General features: G+C 36.6%; 15 protein-coding genes. 11 read left to right on the top strand and 4 right to left on the bottom strand.

Annotation, left to right across the window (positions count from 1 at the left end):
• Positions 1-43 precede the first annotated feature (43 nt).
• Genes AC1DY0_RS12940 through AC1DY0_RS12930 form a run of 3 tightly spaced genes read right to left on the bottom strand, consistent with a single transcriptional unit; the run spans position 44 to position 5755 of the window.
• Positions 44-1411 carry an efflux transporter outer membrane subunit gene (locus AC1DY0_RS12940; protein ID WP_477189010.1) on the bottom strand — a complete coding sequence of 456 codons (1368 nt, stop codon included), beginning with the start codon at positions 1409-1411 and terminating at the stop codon, positions 44-46.
• Positions 1401-4574, bottom strand: coding sequence for an efflux RND transporter permease subunit (locus AC1DY0_RS12935; RefSeq protein ID WP_477189009.1), 3174 nt, complete (start codon positions 4572-4574; stop codon positions 1401-1403). The genes AC1DY0_RS12940 and AC1DY0_RS12935 overlap by 11 nt, the downstream gene beginning before the upstream one ends.
• 32 nt (positions 4575-4606) lie before the next feature.
• Positions 4607-5755 (bottom strand): efflux RND transporter periplasmic adaptor subunit, encoded by a 1149-nt coding sequence (locus tag AC1DY0_RS12930; protein WP_477189008.1) that lies wholly within the window; start codon positions 5753-5755, stop codon positions 4607-4609.
• 287 nt (positions 5756-6042) lie between these two features.
• Here AC1DY0_RS12930 and AC1DY0_RS12925 point away from each other — a divergent pair, with 287 nt between their 5' ends.
• From AC1DY0_RS12925 to AC1DY0_RS12880, 10 genes are all read left to right on the top strand, one after another.
• Complete coding sequence (locus AC1DY0_RS12925) at positions 6043-7014, top strand: polyphosphate kinase 2 family protein (RefSeq protein WP_477189007.1); 972 nt, start codon at positions 6043-6045, stop codon at positions 7012-7014.
• A gap of 23 nt (positions 7015-7037) precedes the next feature.
• Entirely contained in the window at positions 7038-8738 is a 1701-nt protein-coding gene (locus tag AC1DY0_RS12920; protein WP_477189006.1) for a SulP family inorganic anion transporter, read from the top strand.
• A 324-nt stretch (positions 8739-9062) separates the two neighbouring features.
• The gene (locus AC1DY0_RS12915) at positions 9063-9764 is read left to right on the top strand and encodes a CoA transferase subunit A (protein WP_077372678.1); all 702 of its coding nucleotides are present in this window, start codon (positions 9063-9065) and stop codon (positions 9762-9764) included.
• Positions 9765-9832: 68 nt separating this feature from the next.
• Positions 9833-10492, top strand: a complete 660-nt coding sequence (locus AC1DY0_RS12910; protein ID WP_477189005.1) for a CoA transferase subunit B — start codon at positions 9833-9835, stop codon at positions 10490-10492.
• A gap of 182 nt (positions 10493-10674) precedes the next feature.
• Positions 10675-11283 carry an outer membrane beta-barrel protein gene (locus tag AC1DY0_RS12905; protein WP_477189004.1) on the top strand — a complete coding sequence of 203 codons (609 nt, stop codon included), beginning with the start codon at positions 10675-10677 and terminating at the stop codon, positions 11281-11283.
• Positions 11284-11556: 273 nt separating this feature from the next.
• Positions 11557-12672 carry a sensor histidine kinase gene (locus AC1DY0_RS12900; protein ID WP_477189003.1) on the top strand — a complete coding sequence of 372 codons (1116 nt, stop codon included), beginning with the start codon at positions 11557-11559 and terminating at the stop codon, positions 12670-12672.
• The gene (locus AC1DY0_RS12895) at positions 12669-13358 is read left to right on the top strand and encodes a LytR/AlgR family response regulator transcription factor (RefSeq protein WP_477189002.1); all 690 of its coding nucleotides are present in this window, start codon (positions 12669-12671) and stop codon (positions 13356-13358) included. Before AC1DY0_RS12900 ends, AC1DY0_RS12895 begins: the two co-directional genes overlap by 4 nt.
• 132 nt (positions 13359-13490) lie before the next feature.
• Complete coding sequence (locus AC1DY0_RS12890; RefSeq protein ID WP_477189001.1) at positions 13491-14243, top strand: dioxygenase family protein; 753 nt, start codon at positions 13491-13493, stop codon at positions 14241-14243.
• 28 nt (positions 14244-14271) lie between these two features.
• Positions 14272-14970 (top strand): pirin family protein, encoded by a 699-nt coding sequence (locus AC1DY0_RS12885; protein ID WP_477189000.1) that lies wholly within the window; start codon positions 14272-14274, stop codon positions 14968-14970.
• Between the two features lie 6 nt (positions 14971-14976).
• The gene (locus AC1DY0_RS12880) at positions 14977-15498 is read left to right on the top strand and encodes a hypothetical protein (RefSeq protein WP_477188999.1); all 522 of its coding nucleotides are present in this window, start codon (positions 14977-14979) and stop codon (positions 15496-15498) included.
• Positions 15499-15552: 54 nt separating this feature from the next.
• Here AC1DY0_RS12880 and AC1DY0_RS12875 read toward each other — a convergent pair whose 3' ends face one another.
• On the bottom strand, positions 15553-17154 hold the full coding sequence (locus AC1DY0_RS12875; RefSeq protein WP_477188998.1) for a fumarate hydratase: 1602 nt from the start codon (positions 17152-17154) through the stop codon (positions 15553-15555).
• Between the two features lie 366 nt (positions 17155-17520).
• Here AC1DY0_RS12875 and AC1DY0_RS12870 point away from each other — a divergent pair, with 366 nt between their 5' ends.
• A complete protein-coding gene (locus AC1DY0_RS12870) occupies positions 17521-21024 on the top strand; it encodes a M4 family metallopeptidase (RefSeq protein ID WP_477188997.1) in 3504 nt (1167 codons plus the stop codon).
• Positions 21025-21357: the final 333 nt, after the last annotated feature.

The raw sequence follows: 21357 nt of genomic DNA, 5'->3' as shown, positions 1-21357 counted from the left end.
AACCACGCAAATTGCGTGGTTTTTTGTTTTAAAAAAATAATAACTAATTCCAGCCACCACCCAAAGCCCTGTACAATTGTATTGTTGAACTCAATTGATTTTGTGTCAACTCTGAAAGGCTTAATTCTGCATCAAACAAATCTACTTCTACTTGTATAACTTCCAAGTAAGAAACATAGCCATTATAATACCTGGCGCTCGATAATTCCAAGTTTTTTCTAGCTGCAATAACTTGCTTGTTTCTAGCTGCCCATTCTTCTTTATAAGTTTTCACGTTTTGCAAAGATTGTTCTACTTCAGCAACGGCTACAAGGCAAGTCTTTTGGTAATTAAGTCTTGATTCTTCAGCAATTTGACGGTATATTTCTACTCTTCTTCTGTTTTTACCAAAATTAAAAATCGGCCCAGCAACTGAAGCGCTAGCGTTTTGCAGATAGGAAGATCCATCAAACAAAGAACTTACTTGACTGTTTGCGAAGCCAGCCAATGCAGCAATATTGAAAGAAGGAAAACGCATCGCTTGTGCAACACCTATTCTTTCATTAGCAGCCATATAATTTCTTTCAGCTTGATTTACATCAGGTCTATTTTTTAATAAAATAGAAGGAATAGAAACGGGTAAATTATTCGCTACTTGAAGCTCTGTGTTGGTTTTACCACGCTCAATTGGACCAGGAGCTTGACCAATCAATATTGAAATAATATTTTCTTGAATAGTAATCTGTCTCTTAAAAGCAGGAATAGCTGCTTCAGCAATTGCTACTTGTTGTTCGATTTGAACCTTATCTACTTCAGAAACGTAACCAGCCGAAAACCTTTGATTAATAATATCAAATCCTTTTTGTCTAGATTCCAAAGTCTTTTGTGCAACAAGTAGTCGGTTATCAAAATCACGAAGTTGAAAATAAGCAACCGCAATATCACTAACCAAATTAGAAAGAATCACTTTACGGCCTTCTTCACTAGCTATTAATTCATCTTGAACCGCTCTGTTTTCGTGACGAACTTTACCCCAAAAATCCAATTCCCAAGATAAATTAGCAGACGCACTAGAAGGCATAAATGCTTTCTCATTGCTGTTTACAGTAGCACTATAACCAATTGCAGGCAATAAGTCGGCTTTGGTATAACCCAATTCTGCTCTAGTACGTTCAATACGAGCCATCGCAATTCTCATATCATAATTATTTTCAAGTCCCTTACTTATTAGTCCTTTTAAAACATCATCATTAAAAAGATCAAACCATTTTACGTTAACTACAGAAGCCAACGTATCTGCATTTGCGGGACCATTCTGAAAATTAGCAGTATTCGGGTCTTCTGGCTTTTGGTATTTAGGACCTACCAAACAACCTACAGGAAGTACTGCAAGGGTAAGAATAACAACAACTATTTTAAATTTATTCATCATGATCTGTAGTTTTTGAATCCGTACTATTTTCAGTTGCTACAACCTCATCCTTGTTTTTTCCGATGTTTTCAATCATTACAAATAAACCCGGAACAATTAATACTCCAAGGACTGTGGCTATCAACATACCACTGAATACTGCCATTCCCATTACGATACGAGCCTGTGAACCAGCGCCCGTAGCTGTAAGTAACGGAACAACCCCAAGTATAAAGGCAAAAGCAGTCATTAATATTGGTCTAAAACGAAGTTTAGCAGCAACCATTGCAGCCTCATAAAGTGGTACTCCTTTTTCATATTCTTCTTTGGCAAACTCAACGATAAGAATCGCATTCTTGGCGACCAGTCCGATTAACAATACCAATCCAATTTGCGCAAACACATTATTCACATAAGCATCACTACCAATTCTAGCCAAAAACAATCCTAAAAATGCTCCAAAAACTGCAAAAGGCGCTCCAAGTAATACACTAAAAGGCAACTTCCAACTTTCGTATTGTGCCGCAAGAATTAAGAATACAAAAACTAAGGCCATTAGAAATACAGTACCTCCACTTGGAGAATGTTTTTCTTGATACGACAAGTTGATATAATCGTAACTCATATCGGCTGGTAGAGTTTCTTTGGCGACTTCTTCCAATGCATCCAAAGCTTGTGCACTACTGTAGCCGTCGTTAGGACTTCCTCCAATCTCAGCTGATCTAAATAAATTTAGTCGGTTGGTAAAATCAGGTCCAGCAACTTTTGTAGCCGTAACTAAAGTGGATATAGGCAACATATCACCGTTGTCATTTCTTACGTAAATCTTATTAAGATTTTCAGGCTTTAGTCTGTCAACAGCATCTCCTTGCAAATACACTTTGTACTGACGCCCAAAACGGTTAAAGTCATTCACATAAGATCCTCCCAAAAAGGCACCCAATACTTCAGTAACCCTTGAAACAGGGACTCCCAATTTCATCGCTTTTTCATTATCGATATCCAATTTTATCTGAGGTGTGCCTGCATTAAAAGTGGTATAAATTCTTTTGATTTCGGGACGTTTTTGTGCAGCAGCAATAAATGCCTGTGTCTGCTGAGCAAGATACTGTGGAGTGTTTCCACCTCTATCCTGCAGCATTAAGCTAAAACCGGCAGAAGCACCCAAACCTTGAATCGCTGGTGGCCCAAATGCAAAAGCAGTAGCATTTGTAATTTGTGTTGACAATCTTTTATTCAATCGATCCACTAACTGTTTAGCAGTTTCACTCCTTTCTTCCCATGGTTTTAAGGATATGAAAATAAAGGCATTATTCGGCTGATAGGAATTGGTAAGCATACTAAATCCATTGATTGTGGTATATGACAATATTGATTTTTCCTCCTTTAAAAACCCATCGACCTTCCTTGAAATTTCATCTGTTCGCTGAAGTGAAGATGCAGGTGGCAATGCAATATTAATTAAAACATAGCCTTGATCCTCCTCAGGAATAAAACCTGATGGAATTTTCAAACCCAATAATACTACAGCTGCAATAACTACTCCTAGTAAAACAACAATACGCATCGCTTTTTTGGCAAAAAAAGTAGCTCCAGTTATATAAGTTCCAGTCACTTTTTCAAAAATTCTATTGAAACCAGCAAAAAATTTGGCCAACCATCCTTTTTGTTGATCAACTGGTTTTGTGGGTTTCAGCAGCATGGCACAGAGTGCGGGACTGAGCGACAAGGCACTAAACGCAGAGAAAGCCACCGAGACCGCGATCGTTATGGCAAATTGTTGGTAAAAACGGCCAGTGATACCAGGTGTCATCGCAACAGGCACAAACACCGCAATCAAAATAAGGGCAATAGCAATTACTGGCCCAGACACTTCACGCATTGCTTGTATCGTTGCATCTTTTGGAGATTTACCATGTTCAATATGATGCATCACAGCTTCCACAACCACAATTGCGTCATCCACAACAATACCAATCGCTAGTACCAATCCCAATAAAGACAAGGTGTTTATTGAAAAGCCCAACATTGGAAAAACCGCAATGGTACCGATTAATGATACAGGTACCGTTATGAGAGGAATCAAAGTGGCGCGCCAGTTTTGAAGAAATATAAACACAACTAGAATAACCAGTAAAACGGCTTCAAAAAGAGTATGAACGATATCATCAACACCCGCAGTAATGGCAAGTGTTGTATCCAATGATTCTTGGTACGAAATGTCTTTTGGAAATTTTTCAGACATTTTTTTCATAGCTTCTTTGGCAAGTGTAGCTACTTCCAGAGCGTTACTTCCCGGCATCTGAAACATAGTAATTGCTGCTGTGGCACTACCGTTTCTACGAGCGTTTGAACTATAATTTTCCGTCCCCAATTCAATTCTGGCGATATCGCTTAATAATACTTGTGAACCATCTGATTTACTTCTAACTACAATTTGGCCAAATTCTTTCTCGGTAACCAAACGATCTTGAAGAGTAACGCCATAAGTAAAATCCGTTCCAGGAACAGCAGGCTCAGCGCCAAATTTCCCTCCAGGACTAATCATATTTTGAGCATTCAAGGCATTCTTTACGTCCTCGACAGTTACCCCAAGTTTACTCATTACATCGGCCTTAAGCCAAACCCTCATGGAATAATCACTTCCCCCAAAAAGGGAAACCTCACCAACTCCTTTTATACGTGCCAATTGATCGACAATGTTGATATTGGCATAGTTGTTCAAAAATTTTGAATCGTATTTAGGATTTGTGGAAGTAAGTGTAAACAACATCATCGGAAACGATAATGATTTTTTCACCACGACCCCTTGTTGTTTTACACTTGAAGGCATAAAAGGAGCCGACTGTGCTTGACGGTTTTGGGTAAGCATATTGGCATTATCCAAATTCGTACCCACGTCAAATGTTACCTCAATTGTACAAGCTCCATCAGAGGTGTTTGTCGATTTTATGTAAAGCATCTGTTCTACTCCATTTACCTTTTGTTCGATTGGTGTAGCAACAGCTTGCTCAACATTCAAAGCATTTGCACCTGTGAAAGTAGTAGTGATTTTTACAACAGGCGGATTGATATCTGGATACTGCGATATTGGCGTTTTTTGTAATGCAAGTAATCCGAGTATCACTATAATGATACTGATTACCATGGCTACAATTGGTCTTCTAACAAAAAATTCTCCCATAATGATGTTTCTAAATTATTTATTAGCCCTAATTATTTCTCTGCTTTTCCTGGAGCCCAGTCTACAATTTTCGGAGTTATAACACTTCCGCTTTTCAATAGAGAGGTTCCACCCATAGCCACTTTATCATTAGCCGTTAATCCATCAAGAACCAAATAAGAGTCTTTGTATGACGGACCAATTTGTACCATTTTCATATCAACTTTATTGTCATTACCTACCACATAAACCTGATAGATTCCTTGCATTTCAATAACAGAACGTTGAGGAATAACTATTGCATTTTTACGAACATCGGTAACCACATGAATTTTCACATATTGACCAGGTCGAATTAATTGGTCGGGGTTTGCAAATGCAGCCTCAAAAGTTACTGCCCCTGTAGTTGGATCAATTTGTCTATCGGCAAAACTGATTTTTCCTTTTTCGGAGTAAATCGAACCGTCCGACAATTCTAATGAAATTGATTTCCCGGCTCCTTTTAGACTGGAATCTTTCTTGGTTATTTCTCTAAAAATTCTAAGATATTCCTGCTCGCTCATTGTAAATCGAACTCTTACATCCCCTAAATCCGAAACCGTATTTAAAACAGATGCGGCACCCGGGCGAACATAATCTCCGACCCTAACTTTTGATATCCCTATCAATCCTGAAATTGGGGCAAGAATTGTACAATACCCTAATTCTATTTTTGAATTTTCTAATTTGGCGGTAGCTGCTTTTATGGAAGCAGTAGCTGCATTATACGCTGATTTTGCTGCTATTAATTCTCTTTGACTGACAGCGTTCATCTTCGCAAGCGGCACCATCATGTCATAATCTGATTTGGTTTTAGCCAATCTAGCTTGCATTTCTGCCAAATCTGCCTCAGCTTGATGTACGTTTTCTTGAAACGGTAACGGATCAATAGTGTATAACAATTGTCCTTTCGTTACCAGACTACCTTCTTTGAAATTGAGGCTTTCGATAACACCATCAACTCTAGGGTTAATCTGTATATCAGATTGCCCAAAGGTCTGTCCTGTGAATTCCGATTCGAGTCTTACATCTTGCTGTAGTACTTTTACAACCGAAATTTCAAGCGGCTTTGCTTCTGGTGCCACTTCTTTTTTACAGGAAGTATAAAATGAAGAGAGAACTATAACAAAAAATAATATTTTAATCTTTTTCAGCGCATTCATAAAATTATTATTAAAATTAGTAAAAACAAAAATACAGATTTATATTTATCATAAAGAATAAATTACAAAAAACAAGCGAATTATCTACAATGATTAATAAAAAAATTAATAATTTATAGTTGTTTTGAATTATCACTCAGAATCTTATAATCATTCTTTGCTGAAAATATCTCAGTTACTGTTTTTTTACTAAATTAGTAGATTGTATTCTATAATTCTCAACATAGCAAAAACATTAATTGTTTTTTAATCTGCATCACCTTTTACTAACATTAAATTTCAAAACTATGTCTAAGTCAAATAAAAAAGAGCTGAATGAATATGAGGAAAACCTTATTGACCTAAACGCTTTAAGCAAAAAAGAACTAATTCAACGAGCTAAAAAATTCTCAAAACAATATAATGTTGGTGATGGAGATGGTTTTAAGCTTAAAGACTGTGAGACAAAAGCCAGTTTCAATTTGGGTGATGAAGGAAAACCGTTAGTAAATCAAACCTTGCAAATAGGTGTTGAAGCTCTGTCCGCCATGCAAGATGTATTATATGCCCAAGACAAATGGTCATTATTATTAGTTTTTCAGGCAATGGATGCCGCCGGCAAAGATGGAGCTATCAAGCATGTTATGTCAGGAGTCAACCCACAAGGATGTCAGGTTTCTTCATTCAAATCACCCAGTTCAGAGGATTTAGACCATGATTTTTTATGGCGATGCCAAAAACATTTACCGGAACGTGGACGCATAGGAATATTTAACCGTTCTTATTATGAAGAAGTCTTGGTGGTACGTGTTCACGAAGCAATTTTAAAAGGCCAAAAAATTCCAGAGAAACTAATTACCAAAGACATTTGGGAAGAGCGTTTCCAGGACATTCGAAACTTCGAAAAATACCTAAACAGAAATGGAACTATTGTACTCAAATTTTTCCTTAATGTTTCCAAAAAGGAACAAAAAAAGCGATTTATAGAGCGCGTGGACGATCCTGACAAAAACTGGAAATTTAGTGCTGCAGACGCAAAAGAAAGAGGCTATTGGGACGATTATATGCATGCTTATCAGGAATTAATAAAAAACACCTCAACCAAAAAATCCCCTTGGTATGTGATCCCTGCAGACAATAAATCCTATGCCCGTATCGCCATAGCATCAGCAATCATAACAGCACTAGATGAAATGGATTTAGAATACCCAAAAGTAAGTGCCGAAAAAATAGCCGAATTAAATGCTGTCAAAAAAGCATTATTGGACGAGAAAGATTAATGTCCTTTATTTAAATTTGAAATATGACTTCTAAACTTTTTCCACCTTCGGAATGGATTAAAGAATACGATACTAAAACCTTAAAAAGCGACTTTGTAGCCGGAATAACTTTGGCTGCCTATGGAATTCCAGTATCTCTTGCTTATGCAACCCTTGCAGGACTACCTCCACAATACGGAATTTACGGCTACCTGATTGGTGGTTTGTTTTATGCCTTATTGGGAACCAGTAAACAACTAGCCATAGGCCCCACATCGGCAATCTCCTTACTTATTGGCACCACAATTGCTGATATGGCCAACGGAGATCTTCAACGTTGGGCAGACATAGCCTCACTCACAGCCCTTGTATTTGCAGGAATGGCAATACTCGCTTATCTCTTACGTTTGAGTGGAATTATCAATTTTATTAGCGAAACCGTTTTGGTCGGATTCAAAGCCGGTGCTGCTATAACAATTGGTTTGACACAATTACCCAAATTATTTGGCGTAAAAGGCGGAGGAGAAAATTTTATTGATCGCATTATCACTCTTTTTTACCAACTCCCAGACACTAATACCTCCGTATTTATTTTTGGCGTTGCCGCTATTATTATTCTAATAATTGGCGAAAAAAAAGCGCCAGGACGACCCATTGCAATCTTTATAGTAATTTTATCCATTTTACTCATATCGGCAACTTCATTAGGTCTTCATGGATTTAGTACAGTTGGAGTAATTCCCACAGGTTTACCGAAATTCCATTTGCCTTCACTTCAGATTAGTGATGTAGATGGCGTACTTCCACTGGCAATGGCCTGTTTTTTATTGTCTTATATCGAAAGTGTTTCGGCAGGAAGAACATTGGCTCAAAAAAATGGATATGTCATTGACCCACGGCAAGAATTACTGGCACTTGGAGTCGCCAATGCAGCTGTAGCATTCGGACAGGGTTACCCCGTTGCCGGAGGATTATCACAGTCTGCCGTAAATGATACCGCCGGTGCAAAAACCCCATTGTCACTATTATTTGCCTCAATAACTATAGCTGTCTGTTTATTGTTTTTAACGGGATTCCTTCAAAATTTACCAAATGTAATTTTGGCATCCATTGTCTTGGTAGCCATTAGAGGCCTTTTTGATTTAGAGGAAATCAAACATCTCTATAAAATAAACAAACAGGAATTTTACGTTGCCATGATTGCACTTGTCGCCGTACTTATTTGGGGAATTTTAACTGGCGTTTTACTAGCAGCAATGGTAACTTTACTGTTGTTGATAAAAGCAGCCTCAAAACCAACTGTGGCTTTCTTAGGTAGAATACCAGGAACCAAACGCTATACCGACATGGTAAGGCATCCGGACAATGAGAAAATCGAAGACGTACTGCTTGTTCGGATTGAATCTTCCATATTCTATTTTAATGCCGAATACATCAAAGAGCAGATTTGGGGAAAAATCTATAGCGAACCTGACTCTCTAAAAACGGTTATTTTGGATCTTAATTCCTCTCCCCGAATTGATATTGCTGGTGCCCGCTTTTTAAAACACCTTTTTGTCGATTTAAAAGCCAAGAATGTTTCTCTAAAAATTGCCGAAGCTCGCTCCGAAGTTCGGGACAGTCTCCGTGCCGAAGGTCTAGAAGTACTATTGGGACACATCAGTCGCGCAGTCTCAGTTGACGACTTGGTAGTTAGTGCGACGCAAAATAATGAGGGGGTGCCACCAGCAAGAGAAAAGGGCTAACAACTTTGTCTTCATTGCCCTTTTCTCCTGCTGCTGTCGGGCTATCCGCTACTTCGGTAGCCAGCTTCTATCCCTCACCCGAAATTACTGCTAAACATCAAGCTATATATTAATCATACCTATTTAAAAAAAATATTATCTCTTTTAATAAAAATCATGAAAACAAATTAATGCGTTTATTTTACTAAATTTGCCTTATAAATTCGTTTTTTTCAATTGAGGTTGCTTTTTTAATACATTAAATAATAATACTTCACAGAAAACGGAAATGCTCTAATTTTTAAAAAGAAAAAACGAAATCGATATAGTTATAAAAGAATTATTATGATTAACAAAAAAGTAAATACCGTTCAAGAAGCGCTTCAAGGAATTGAAAACGGAATGACCCTCATGCTTGGTGGTTTCGGATTGTGTGGCATACCCGAAAACTCCATCGCCGAATTGGTTCAAAAAGAAACGACAAACCTAACCTGCATTTCAAATAATGCTGGAGTAGATGATTTTGGACTTGGTTTGCTTTTGCAAAAAAAACAAATCAAAAAAATGATTTCTTCCTATGTTGGTGAAAATGCCGAATTCGAACGTCAAATGCTTTCTGGTGAACTTGAGGTAGACCTTATTCCACAAGGAACTTTGGCCGAAAGATGTCGTGCAGCACAAGCTGGAATTCCAGCCTTTTTCACGCCCGCCGGTTATGGAACCGAAGTAGCCGAAGGCAAAGAAGTTCGTGAATTCAATGGCAAAATGCACATTATGGAACATGCTTTCAAAGCCGATTTTGCAATAGTAAAAGCCTGGAAAGGAGATACCGCAGGAAACCTCATCTTCAAAGGAACAGCCAGAAACTTCAATCCATGCATGTGCGGTGCTGCCAAAATCACCGTGGCCGAAGTAGAAGAATTAGTCGAAGCGGGAACATTGGATCCCAACCAAATTCACATCTCTGGGATTTTAGTGCAACGTATCTTCCAAGGAGAAAAGTATGAGAAAAGAATTGAGCAACGTACAACTAGAAAAAGAGAATAGATATCAAATTTTAAAGAATTGACAATCTTATATTTTCCTTTTTTTTAGATTTAAAAAAATAAAAACACATGGCATTAGATAAAATAGGAATTGCAAAACGAATTGCAAAAGAACTAAAAGACCGTTATTTCGTAAATCTAGGCATCGGAATACCCACTTTGGTCGCCAATTATATCCCGAAAGGAATTGACGTCGAATTTCAAAGCGAAAATGGTGTTCTAGGCATGGGGCCTTTCCCTTTTGAAGGCGATGAAGATGCAGATATCATCAATGCGGGAAAACAAACCATCACCACTTTGCCTGGAGCTTCTTTTTTTGACTCAGCAACCAGCTTTGGAATGATCCGCGGACAGCATGTCGACTTGACAATCCTAGGCGCTATGGAAGTTTCAGAAAATGGAGACATTGCCAACTGGAAAATCCCAGGAAAAATGGTCAAAGGAATGGGTGGAGCCATGGATCTTGTAGCCTCTGCCGAGAATATTATAGTCGCAATGATGCATGTCAACAAAGCAGGAGAATCCAAAATATTAAAAAAATGTACCTTACCATTAACCGGCGTTGGTTGTGTGAAAAAAGTAGTGACCGAATTGGCAGTTTTAGAAATCACCCCAAAAGGTTTTAAACTACTGGAAAGAGCACCTGGAGTTACGGTAGAACACATTATAGCTTCCACAGAAGCCAATTTAATCATCGATGGTGAAGTTCCAGAAATGATAATTGATTAAAATCCATCTACTTAAAAAACAATTCTTACGAATTGTTTTTTTTTTGCTTAAAATGCAAAATTGAGATAACTCTCTAATAGATAATTCACTTTTTAATTAGACAATTATCATTTAACATATAATTTGTAATCTTTTTAAATTTTTATTTATATTTGTTAGTAACAAACAAAACAAACAAAATTATGAAAAATTACAGATTATTATTAATAGCGTTTTTATTTTCAGCTAGTATGATGGCTCAAGATAGAGGATCGGTTGTACTTGATCTTTATGGAAGTTACACTTTTTCAAACAACGTTAACTTTGATTATGGAAGCCTTAAAATTGGAGATGGTCTTACGTATGGTGCTGGATTTGAATTTTTTCCTCAAAAATCTACATCTGTAGAACTTAAATATTTAAGGCTCGATACCTCTATGAATGTTGATGTGCCTGTTAACGCTAACGATCTTGATAGTGACGGAGCGTTCAACTATATCTTAATAGGTGGTAATCACTACTTTGATAGTGGAAATAATGCAGTTCCTTATTTAGGTGGCGGACTTGGTGTGGCCATTACAGAAGGTCCATATGGCGGAAGTGATACCAACTTTGCATGGGAAATCAAAGGAGGTGTAAAAATAAAAACTGCTTCTATTGTTTCTATTAGTCTTCAAGCTAATCTTATATCAACTGTTGCTGCAGCTGGTACGGATACATATTGGGGATATTGGGGACCTGTTGCCGTACAGGATTATGCCTACTCCTATCAATTTGGCTTAGGAGCTATCTTTGGTTTCAACTTTAAATAAGAGAAACAAACATACATACTTAAAAAAAGCAACTCAATCGAGTTGCTTTTTTATTATCATAATTCTAGAATTAGAGATTATTTGAACCAAATAGTACCCAAAACTACCGCAATAATTACCATTTTCACCGCAATAATTTGAATGAGAGCCTTAAGAATCATACTTTTGAGGAATTGATCACATTATGAAATGAGCAAACCTAAAATTTGTCGCAAAAACCAATGAATATATGCTAATTACATATGACCGATAAAAAACAATAAAAATCGACATATGAAAAAAAATATTTCCTTTTATGTAATGCACATTTGCCTGTGCTTTATATTTCTATTTTTACCGTATGCGTTTTCTTCTACTGGCAGTATTTTTAGTTTACCTAATTTAGCCAGTAACCCGCATGATAGGATATACTTTTTCATTTATTTTTTACTGCTATTATTCTTCTACTTCAATTATTATATTTTAATTCCGAAGATTTATTTCAAAGAAAAACAGATTCGCTATGTTGTAATCCTAGTGTTGTTTCTATTATTTTTTCTTTGGATTTCAACTGTTTTTGATACTCCAGATAGAAATTTTCTTGATTTCAGATCGTCAAAACCATTTCCTTTAGGAGAAATACACCCACCAAAACCTGGAGATTTCAAACATCCAAATGGTCCGATGCCGTATAAAATGCCACGCCCAGGATTAAATGGCCTAACCCATTTTGGAGGACCCCCAACACAGTATAATCATACGATTTTGGTCTATTTAATCGGTGTTATTTCAAGTTTATTCATTGCCATAAAAATTCGTCTTCAAAAAGTGGAAGAAGACAAAATGAAATCAGAATTGTCTTTTTTGAAAGCACAAATCAATCCGCATTTTTTGTTTAATACCTTAAACAGCATTTATTCATTGGCCATAAAAAAAGATGACAAAACCGCCGACGCAGTGATACAATTATCTGAATTGATGCGGTATATCATGACTAATGCCAACGATGATGTCATTGCTTTGGACAAAGAAATCAATTACATCAACAATTACATACAGCTCCAAAAAACCCGCTTAGGAAACACAGTAACTGTCGATTACACAATGGAGGGCACTACATTCGGGAAAGCCATTACTCCGCTTATTTTAATATCATTTATTGAAAATGCCTTTAAACACGGTGTTAATCCAAATGAGAATTCCGAGATTTGTATTCGAATTACCATTGTTGGAGATTATTTGACTTTATTTGTATCCAACAATAAGGTGCAATCCATTCAATCTGACAGTGGCATTGGTTTACAAAACACCATAGAAAGACTCACTCTCTTGTATCCCAACAATCATGTTTTGTCTATTGATGATAATCCCAAAACCTATCTGATAACCTTAACTCTAAAAGTGGGATGATAAAAGCAATTGCACTGGATGATGAACCACCTGCACTGGATGTTTTACAAAGTTTTTGTGATAAAATAGACACAATTGATTTGCAAAAAACATTTACTAAATCCGAGGATGCGCTCAAATATTTGAAAAAATATCCTGTTGATTTGTTGTTTTTGGATATCAACATGCCTGCTATTTCTGGTATTGATTTCTACAAAAAATTACCACACAAAACCATGGTGATATTTACGACTGCCTATTCTGAATATGCGGTAGAAGGATTTACATTGAGTGCTACAGATTATCTTTTGAAGCCTTTTTCATTTCTTCGCTTTGAGCAAGCCGTAGAAAAAGCATATGCACAGTGGAAACAACAAAACCAAAATCCAGAACAACAATACCTTTTTATTCGAGCCGATTATAGTCTAATAAAAATCCTTCTCTCTGACATTCTATTCATCGAAGGACTTGATGATTATCTTAAAATTCATATCCAGAACCAAAAAACAATTGTAGCCAGAATGACCATGAAAGCCTTGTTGCAAAAACTGCCAGAGACTGAATTCATAAGGGTTCATCGTTCATTCATTGTTTCTCTGTCCAAAATAGAAAAAGTCAGAAACAAAGTAATCTACATAAACGGCGAGGAAATTCCAGTGAGTGCGAGTTATGAAACTACCTTTTTTGCCTTACTAAATAAACAATAACCTATCTCATTTCGTTATAAAAGGACATTTTTAACCTATCTACCTCTTAAAATCTATGCATTACCTCATAAATTTTAATGCATTTATGAGTTTAAATACTTTTACAATTGTAACCCTAAAATTGTATTTAGTATGGAAAGAAAAGATTTTTTAAGAGGATTAGGTTTCGTTGGATTAGGAGCGTTGACCATTCCTGTAATTAAGGCTTGCAGCAGTGATGATGACAATGCTTCTTCATCATCCGATACAACTCAAGCAACCGATACAGGAGGAACATCATCTAATGGAACATGTTCTGTCACCGCATCAGAAACCGCGGGGCCATTTCCAACAAAAACACCTGGATCATTGGTTACTTCAAACATTGTAAGTGACAGAACTGGTGTTGGATTTACCATAAACATCAATATAAAAAATACTAACGCAAGCTGTGCAGCACTTGCAGGTGCAATTGTGGATATTTGGCATTGTGACAAAGATGGTTATTACTCTGAATACGGCGGAACATCTATGCAAAGTGCCGATTTCACATCAGTACATTTCTTGAGAGGAAGACAAACCACAGATGCCAATGGATTGGTTCATTTCACGTCCATTTTTCCAGGATGGTATAGCGGTAGAGCGACACATATACACGTTCATATTTACAACGCTTCAGGGATATCGTTGCTGGTAACCCAAATTGCGTTCCCAGAAGGCTCAAATAGTGCTGTGGCCTTAGTAAACGCATCAAGCGCCAATGGTTATACCAAAGGGCTTTCTGGATATACCTATAATTCCTCAGACAATGTGTTTTCGGATTCTACTGCGAATGAAATGTCAACGGTTACAGGAAGTGTTGCAGATGGTTTTGTTTTGACGCATACAATAAATGTTGCCGGCTAAATAATTGTTAATTCGATAGTTTCTAAAAATGATTAAGCAAACACCAGCTCAAATTTATAGGTCCGATTTAAGAGCTGTTTCCGAATCAGATTCTTTTCAAAACTTATCGACTTTCAATTTTGGAGAATACCAAGATTGGTCCAGAAAACCGTTTGGCACTTTAAAAGTATTAAACGAAGGAATATTGGCACCATTACAAAAAACATTTACGTTCATTGATGCCGATACCGAAGTGGTTTTTTTGCCTCTCTTTGGCGGAATGGAATATAAAGATAGTTTGGGCAATTCGGATTTCATTAGAATCGAACAAATAAAACACATTTCAGCTCAAAAAGGAATGTCTATTGAACTTTCCAACCCCTATGAGTTAGAGAATATAAGCTATTTGGAAATTTGGTTTGCCGCAAAAAACTGCAATTTTAAAGCCGCTTCCAATCGGTTTCATTTTGGGTTTTCTAAAAGAAACAAAATGAATCCACTTTTTGAGTTTTCAAATACTCTTGGCTTTATTGGTATTTATGATGGAAGAAAAGAAGGTTTTTATGCGATGAAAAATCATTTAAACGGTGTATTTGTTTTTGTAATCAATGGAGCATTTGAAGTAGAAAATAGATTATTACAGGAAAAGGATGGTTTGAGTTTAAAAAAAATAACGACCATTGAATGGGAAGCGCTCTCAGAAAATGCTATTTTATTACTGTTTGAAGTTCCAATAGAAAATTTATAAAACCCTATGCATAAAGCCAAAATACGATTAGCATACCGAATTGTGATTGACAACACTTCGACCTTTATGTGGGATAAATATGTTTGGGAAGACACGTTCAAAGAATATTTAATGCAAAACCAGCAATTTAATTCTAAAGAAAATCCAAAAAACACCTTTAGAGAATTATTGACCGAAAATGAAAAAGCAATTCAATTACATTACTTGGTTGGGATTGCCGCAAATGGCTATGTGGAGCAGTTAAAAGGAAATTTCCATAGGGTTACCGATGTGCTTGGGAATAATTATTTTCCGTTTGTGAATTATCAGTTAGATATTATCAATACTGACATCACCGACATATCAAAGCATAAAATAGGCATCACTTTTTACTCTCCAGTTTTAACATTGATAGACATTATTGAAAGTAATTATTTGGTTTCAAAAAATTGTGAACTCATCAATGGATTGGAAACCTTAATGTTTCCCATACAGCCTCATTTATCAATATGTTATTACCAAAAAAACACCTATCATGATTATTTTTAAAACAAAAAAGACCGCCACAACTGACGGTCTTTTTCTATATAAATTCTTTTCTTTCTAAAGATTCTCAAAGAAATCATTTCCTTTATCATCAGTGATAATAAAAGCAGGGAAATCCTTAATAGTGATTTTACGAACGGCTTCCATTCCCAGTTCCTCAAAATCGACAACCTCAACAGAAAGAATGTTTTCTTTGGCTAAGATGGCCGCTGGACCACCGATTGAACCCAAATAGAATCCTCCATAGGCTTTACAAGCATTCATCACGTCTTTGGTTCTGTTACCTTTTGCAAGCATCACCATACTTCCACCATTCTTTTGGAACTCTTCTACATAAACGTCCATTCTACCGGCAGTAGTTGGTCCAAAACTTCCTGAAGCCATTCCTTCTGGAGTTTTTGCAGGACCTGCATAATAGATTGGGTGGTTTTTAAAGTATTCTGGCATTGGCTTACCAGCATCCAATAATTCTTTAATTTTGGCGTGTGCAATATCACGAGCCACAATCAAGGTTCCGTTTAATTTCAAACGCGTTTTGATTGGGTATTGCGACAATTTTTTAAGAATATCAGCCATTGGTTGATTCAAATCAATATCAACTGCTTCTTCCAAATGTGGTGGCGTTTCAGGCAATAAACGTTTTGGATTTACTTCCAATTGTTCTACAAAAACACCGTCTTTGGTAATTTTCCCTTTGATATTTCTGTCAGCCGAACAAGAAACTCCCAATCCAACTGGACAAGAAGCCGCGTGGCGTGGCAAGCGAATCACACGAACATCGTGAGTGAAATACTTACCTCCAAATTGCGCTCCAATATGGCTTTCCTGGCAAATTAACTGCACTCTTTTCTCCCATTCCAAATCACGGAAAGCCTGACCGGCCATATTTCCAGTTGTTGGCAAATGGTCAAAATATCCTGCAGATGCTTTTTTAACCGCTGCTAAGTTTGCTTCCGCAGAAGTTCCTCCAATCACTAAAGCTAAGTGATACGGCGGACAAGCCGAAGTTCCCAAGTCCATTATTTTTGCGCGAATGAAAGCATCCAAAGATTTTTCATTCAACAAAGATTTCGTTTGTTGGTATAAATACGTTTTGTTGGCAGAACCTCCACCTTTTGCCAAAAATAAGAAATCATAAGAAGCTCCTTTTTTAGCATAAATATCAATCTGTGCCGGAAGATTCGAACCCGAATTTTTCTCCTCAAACATACTTATTGGCACAATTTGGGAATAACGAAGGTTTCTCTCCTGATACGTGTTAAAAATCCCTTTTGAGAGCCATTCGGCGTCATCAACACCTGTATATACATTTTCGCCTTTTTTGGCCATTACAATCGCTGTTCCGGTATCCTGACAAGAAGGCAATTCCCCATCGATAGCTACAACTGCATTCTGCAATAAATTATAAGCCACAAATCGGTCGTTATCCGTCGCTTCTGGATCATCGAGAATAGCTCTTAGTTTTTCCAAATGTGAAGTTCGCAACATAAAAGAAACATCTTTCAATGCTTCCTGCGCTAACAATTCTAACCCTTTTGGATCAACAGTAAGAATTTCTCGTTCTCCTAATTGTTCCACTTTTACAAAATCAGAAGTGATTTTGCGGTATTGAGTATCGTCTTTTAAAATTGGATAAGGATCCTGGTATATAAAGTCCATAATTTGATTTTTTTTAAGAACGCCAAATATAAGAATTGTTCAAGGAATCATAACTGATTTATGTCACCTTCGTAATTAAATTATTCCAAAATTTAAATAATTCAGTACAAACAGCGCTTTTTAAATTGTACAAATGACTTCACAAAGCAAAATTTGAATTTTTGTCCTGTTTTAACTCCCTTTTCTCTGTAATTAGTATAAGTATCTATCCATTCTTCCTTAGAAAACTAAATCCTAATTTACAGTCTACTATAAAAAATAGCACTAGATAATCAGGTATTTATACGTATTTGTAATTATTTCATAACAAATACATTTGCATTTGTTATAAAAATAACAATTTAATAATAAACCAAACTAACCAAAATGAAAAGAAAATTACAAAAAATCATTGCATTAACATTTGTTACATCAATGTTCTCTTTGTCAGCGTTTGCGCAAAAAACAGACAAAGGCATCAGTCAGAAAAATTTATCAGAAAATGGATCTCCCAGTTTAATCAGTTTTAACGAAAAATCGGAGTACAAAAGATCCGATGATCAAAAAGCTCTTAAAGAACAATTGAATTTAGATGAAAACCAATCGTTTTCAAAAATCAAGACAGAATCCGACAGAGATGGATTTACACATGAAAAATTTCAATTATACCATCAAGGAATTAAAGTAGAATTTGCCACTTACAGCCTCCATTCAAAAAATGAAAAATTAGCTTCCATGAGTGGTGAGTATTATACAATAAAAAATGTAAGCACAAAACCTTCTTTATCTCCAGAAGCAGCTTTTGAAAAAGCATTACTCCAAATAGGTGCTAAAACCTATTTATGGGAAAACCAAGCTGATGCAGCTGCAATGAACTATTCAAAACCAAAAGGAGAACTCGTTTTATTACCCTCTATGGAAGATCAAGGCCAAAAAAGAACAAAAGATAATGTTCGTTTAGCTTACAAATTTGACATTTATGCCACAAATCCAATAAGTCGTGGTGATATTTATATAGATGCAACTACAGGACAAACTTTGTTTTATAATGCAACAATTAAGCATCTGGGCGAATTCAGTCATGGAAAATCTGGAATGTCTACAGCAAAAAATGTGGAAACAAGTAATAATTCAAACTTGGCTTTAGTTGCAGCAAATGCCGCAACTCGTTATAGCGGAACACAAACTATACAAACTACATTAAGTGGTTCGTCATATATATTATCGGATGCAACCCGAGGAAATGGTATTCAAACCTATAATTCAGCCAGAACTGCCACATATCCAACAACAAATTTTTCAGATGCTGATAATAACTGGACTGCTACTGAATATAATAATACCAATAAAGACAATGGGGCGTTAGATGCTCATTGGGGAGCCGAAATGACTTACGATTATTGGTCAGCCGTGCATGGAAGGAATAGTTATGACAATGCTGGCGCAAAAATCAAAAGTTATGTACATTATAATCTAATCGCTGCTGGTTACCCTGACAACAACAATGCTTTTTGGAACGGAACCGTAATGACCTACGGCGACGGAAGCGGAACAGGAGGATTTGATATTTTGACTGCAATGGATGTTGCCGGGCATGAAATAGGACACGCAGTTTGTACCTATACTGCAAATCTAGCTTATCAAAAAGAATCAGGGGCTATGAACGAAGCCTTCTCCGATATTTGGGGGGCATGTATTGAATATCGAGCTGCACCTACAAAATCAACTTGGCTTATAGGTGAAGATATAGAAAGAAGATCAGGACATTTATCTTTACGTTCCATGAGTAATCCAAAAACTGAGGGACAACCAGATACCTATGGAGGGACTAATTGGTACAATATAAATTGCACTCCATCAAGTTCAAACGATCAATGTGGTGTACATAGAAATTCTGGAGTTCTAAATCATTGGTTTTATATTTTATCTGTTGGTAAATCTGGCACTAATGATATTGGCAGTACCTATAATGTAACTGGAATAACAATAGACAAAGCAGCAAAAATAGCCTATCGCTTGGAAAGTGTCTATTTGTCAGCAAACTCTACTTATGCCAACGCCCGCACTTATGGAATACAGGCAGCAACTGATCTTTATGGAGCAGGATCTGCAGAGGTTATCGCTACAACAAATGCTTTTTATGCAGTGGGAGTTGGAGCAGCATATTCCGGTTCATCCGACACAACAGCTCCTACAACTCCTACAAATTTAGCAGCAGCTGGAACTACTTCAACTACAACAAATTTGTCTTGGACAGCCGCAACCGATAATGTTGCCGTTACTGGATATAATGTTTATAATGGGACTACTTTAGTAACTACTGTTACAGGATTAACTTATACAGTTACTGGATTAACAGCTAGCACTGCCTATACTTTTACAGTAAAAGCCAAAGATGCAGCCGGAAATTTATCTCCAGACAGTAATGCAGCTTCAATAACAACAGGAGCAGCTACTGCAACTTACTGCGCCTCAAAAGGGAATAGTGTTACAGATGAATACATCAGTAAAGTACAATTAGGCACTATCAGTAATACATCTACAGGAGGAACTGGGTATAGTGATTTTACTTCTATCTCGACCAATTTAACAAAAGGAAGTGCTTCAACCATCACAATTACACCAACATGGACTGGAACTGCGTATGCTGAAGGTTATGCAGTTTGGATTGATTTGAACGATGATAAAGATTTTGCAGACGCAGGAGAATTAGTATGGAGTAAAGCCGCCTCTACTACAACACCAGTGACTGGTTCTTTTACAGTTCCAACTTCTGCAACTGCAAACACAACTAGAATGAGAGTATCAATGAAATATAATGGTATACCAACTTCCTGTGAAGCAATTTCATATGGAGAGGTTGAAGATTACACCGTTACCCTTATTGCAGGTACAACAGATACTCAGGCGCCAACAGCACCTACAAACCTTGCTGCTTCTGGAACTACTGCAACAACAACAAATCTATCTTGGACAGCGGCTACAGATAATGTAGGTGTAACGGGATATGACGTATACCAAGGAACAAATTTAAAAGCTACCGTTACAGGAACTACATATGCCGTTACTGGTCTAACGGCAAGTACAGCATATACTTTTTATGTAGTAGCAAAAGATGCTGCAGCAAATATTTCTACATCTAGTAATGTCGCAAATGTAACAACAACAGGAACAGCTCTTACTTATTGTACTTCTAAAGGAAACAGTGCAGCTGATGAATTTATAGACTATGTTTCTATTGGCGGTCTTGCAAATACAACAGGAGCAAATGCAGGTTATGGAGATTTCACAAACTTAACTGCCAATCTTCCATATGGTTCAAATACAATAGTATTAAGTGCTGGTTTTTCGGGTTCGGCTTACACAGAATATTGGAGAGTATGGATTGATTTCAATAAAAATGGAACTTTTGAAACTTCTGAACAAATGGTAGCAGGATCATCCTCACTTAGCACCAATCTATCCTATACTTTTACAGTTCCAACAACCGCTTTGGCAGGAACAACAAGAATGAGAGTTTCTATGAAATACAATGCTGCTTCAACGGCCTGTGAAACGTTCTCTTATGGTGAAGTAGAAGATTATACCGTGAATATTGGTGGTGCCGCAATCGCAGGATTGGTAGCTAATACTTCCACAAGTGAATTGGGTGATGAAAATAATATATTTGATTGTTCAATTTATCCAAACCCTGCTACCAATTCCATAAACCTAAAAATGGGAGACAGCAGAAAAACTTCTTACAGAATTATTAATTACTTGGGGCAGCAAGTTGATGCAGGAAAATTGTCCGAAAACAACATCAATATCAGTAAATTAGGCACCGGCACCTATTTTGTCGAAGTGAATGATGGTCAAAAAACAATGACTAAAATATTGATTAAGAAATAATTTTTCTTTTTAGACAAGCAAAAAGCCTCACAGAAATGTGAGGCTTTTATATTACTGTCTTGGATTAAAACCTAAACTCTAAATGCAAGAATAGATTTACTTTAATAAACTTGTAATTAAGAATAGAAGAAGCAGACCTATGGCGATGTATTTTGTGTATTTTGACATTTTTTAATTTATTTAATGAGTTGAATTCAAAAGAATGAAAAATAAATTAAAACTCCAAAAATATAATTATAATGTTTTCATTTCTTCTTGATGGTTTTGACTTTAACCCAGATTCCAGAATCACAAAAAAGTTAGAATATCATTTTTATTTATTTGAATAAAGAA

It is taken from the genome of Flavobacterium sp. P1_E4, assembly GCF_056405915.1.
The sequence above is the reverse complement of the archived record's forward strand: the minus strand, read 5'-3'. Positions and strand labels throughout refer to the sequence as shown.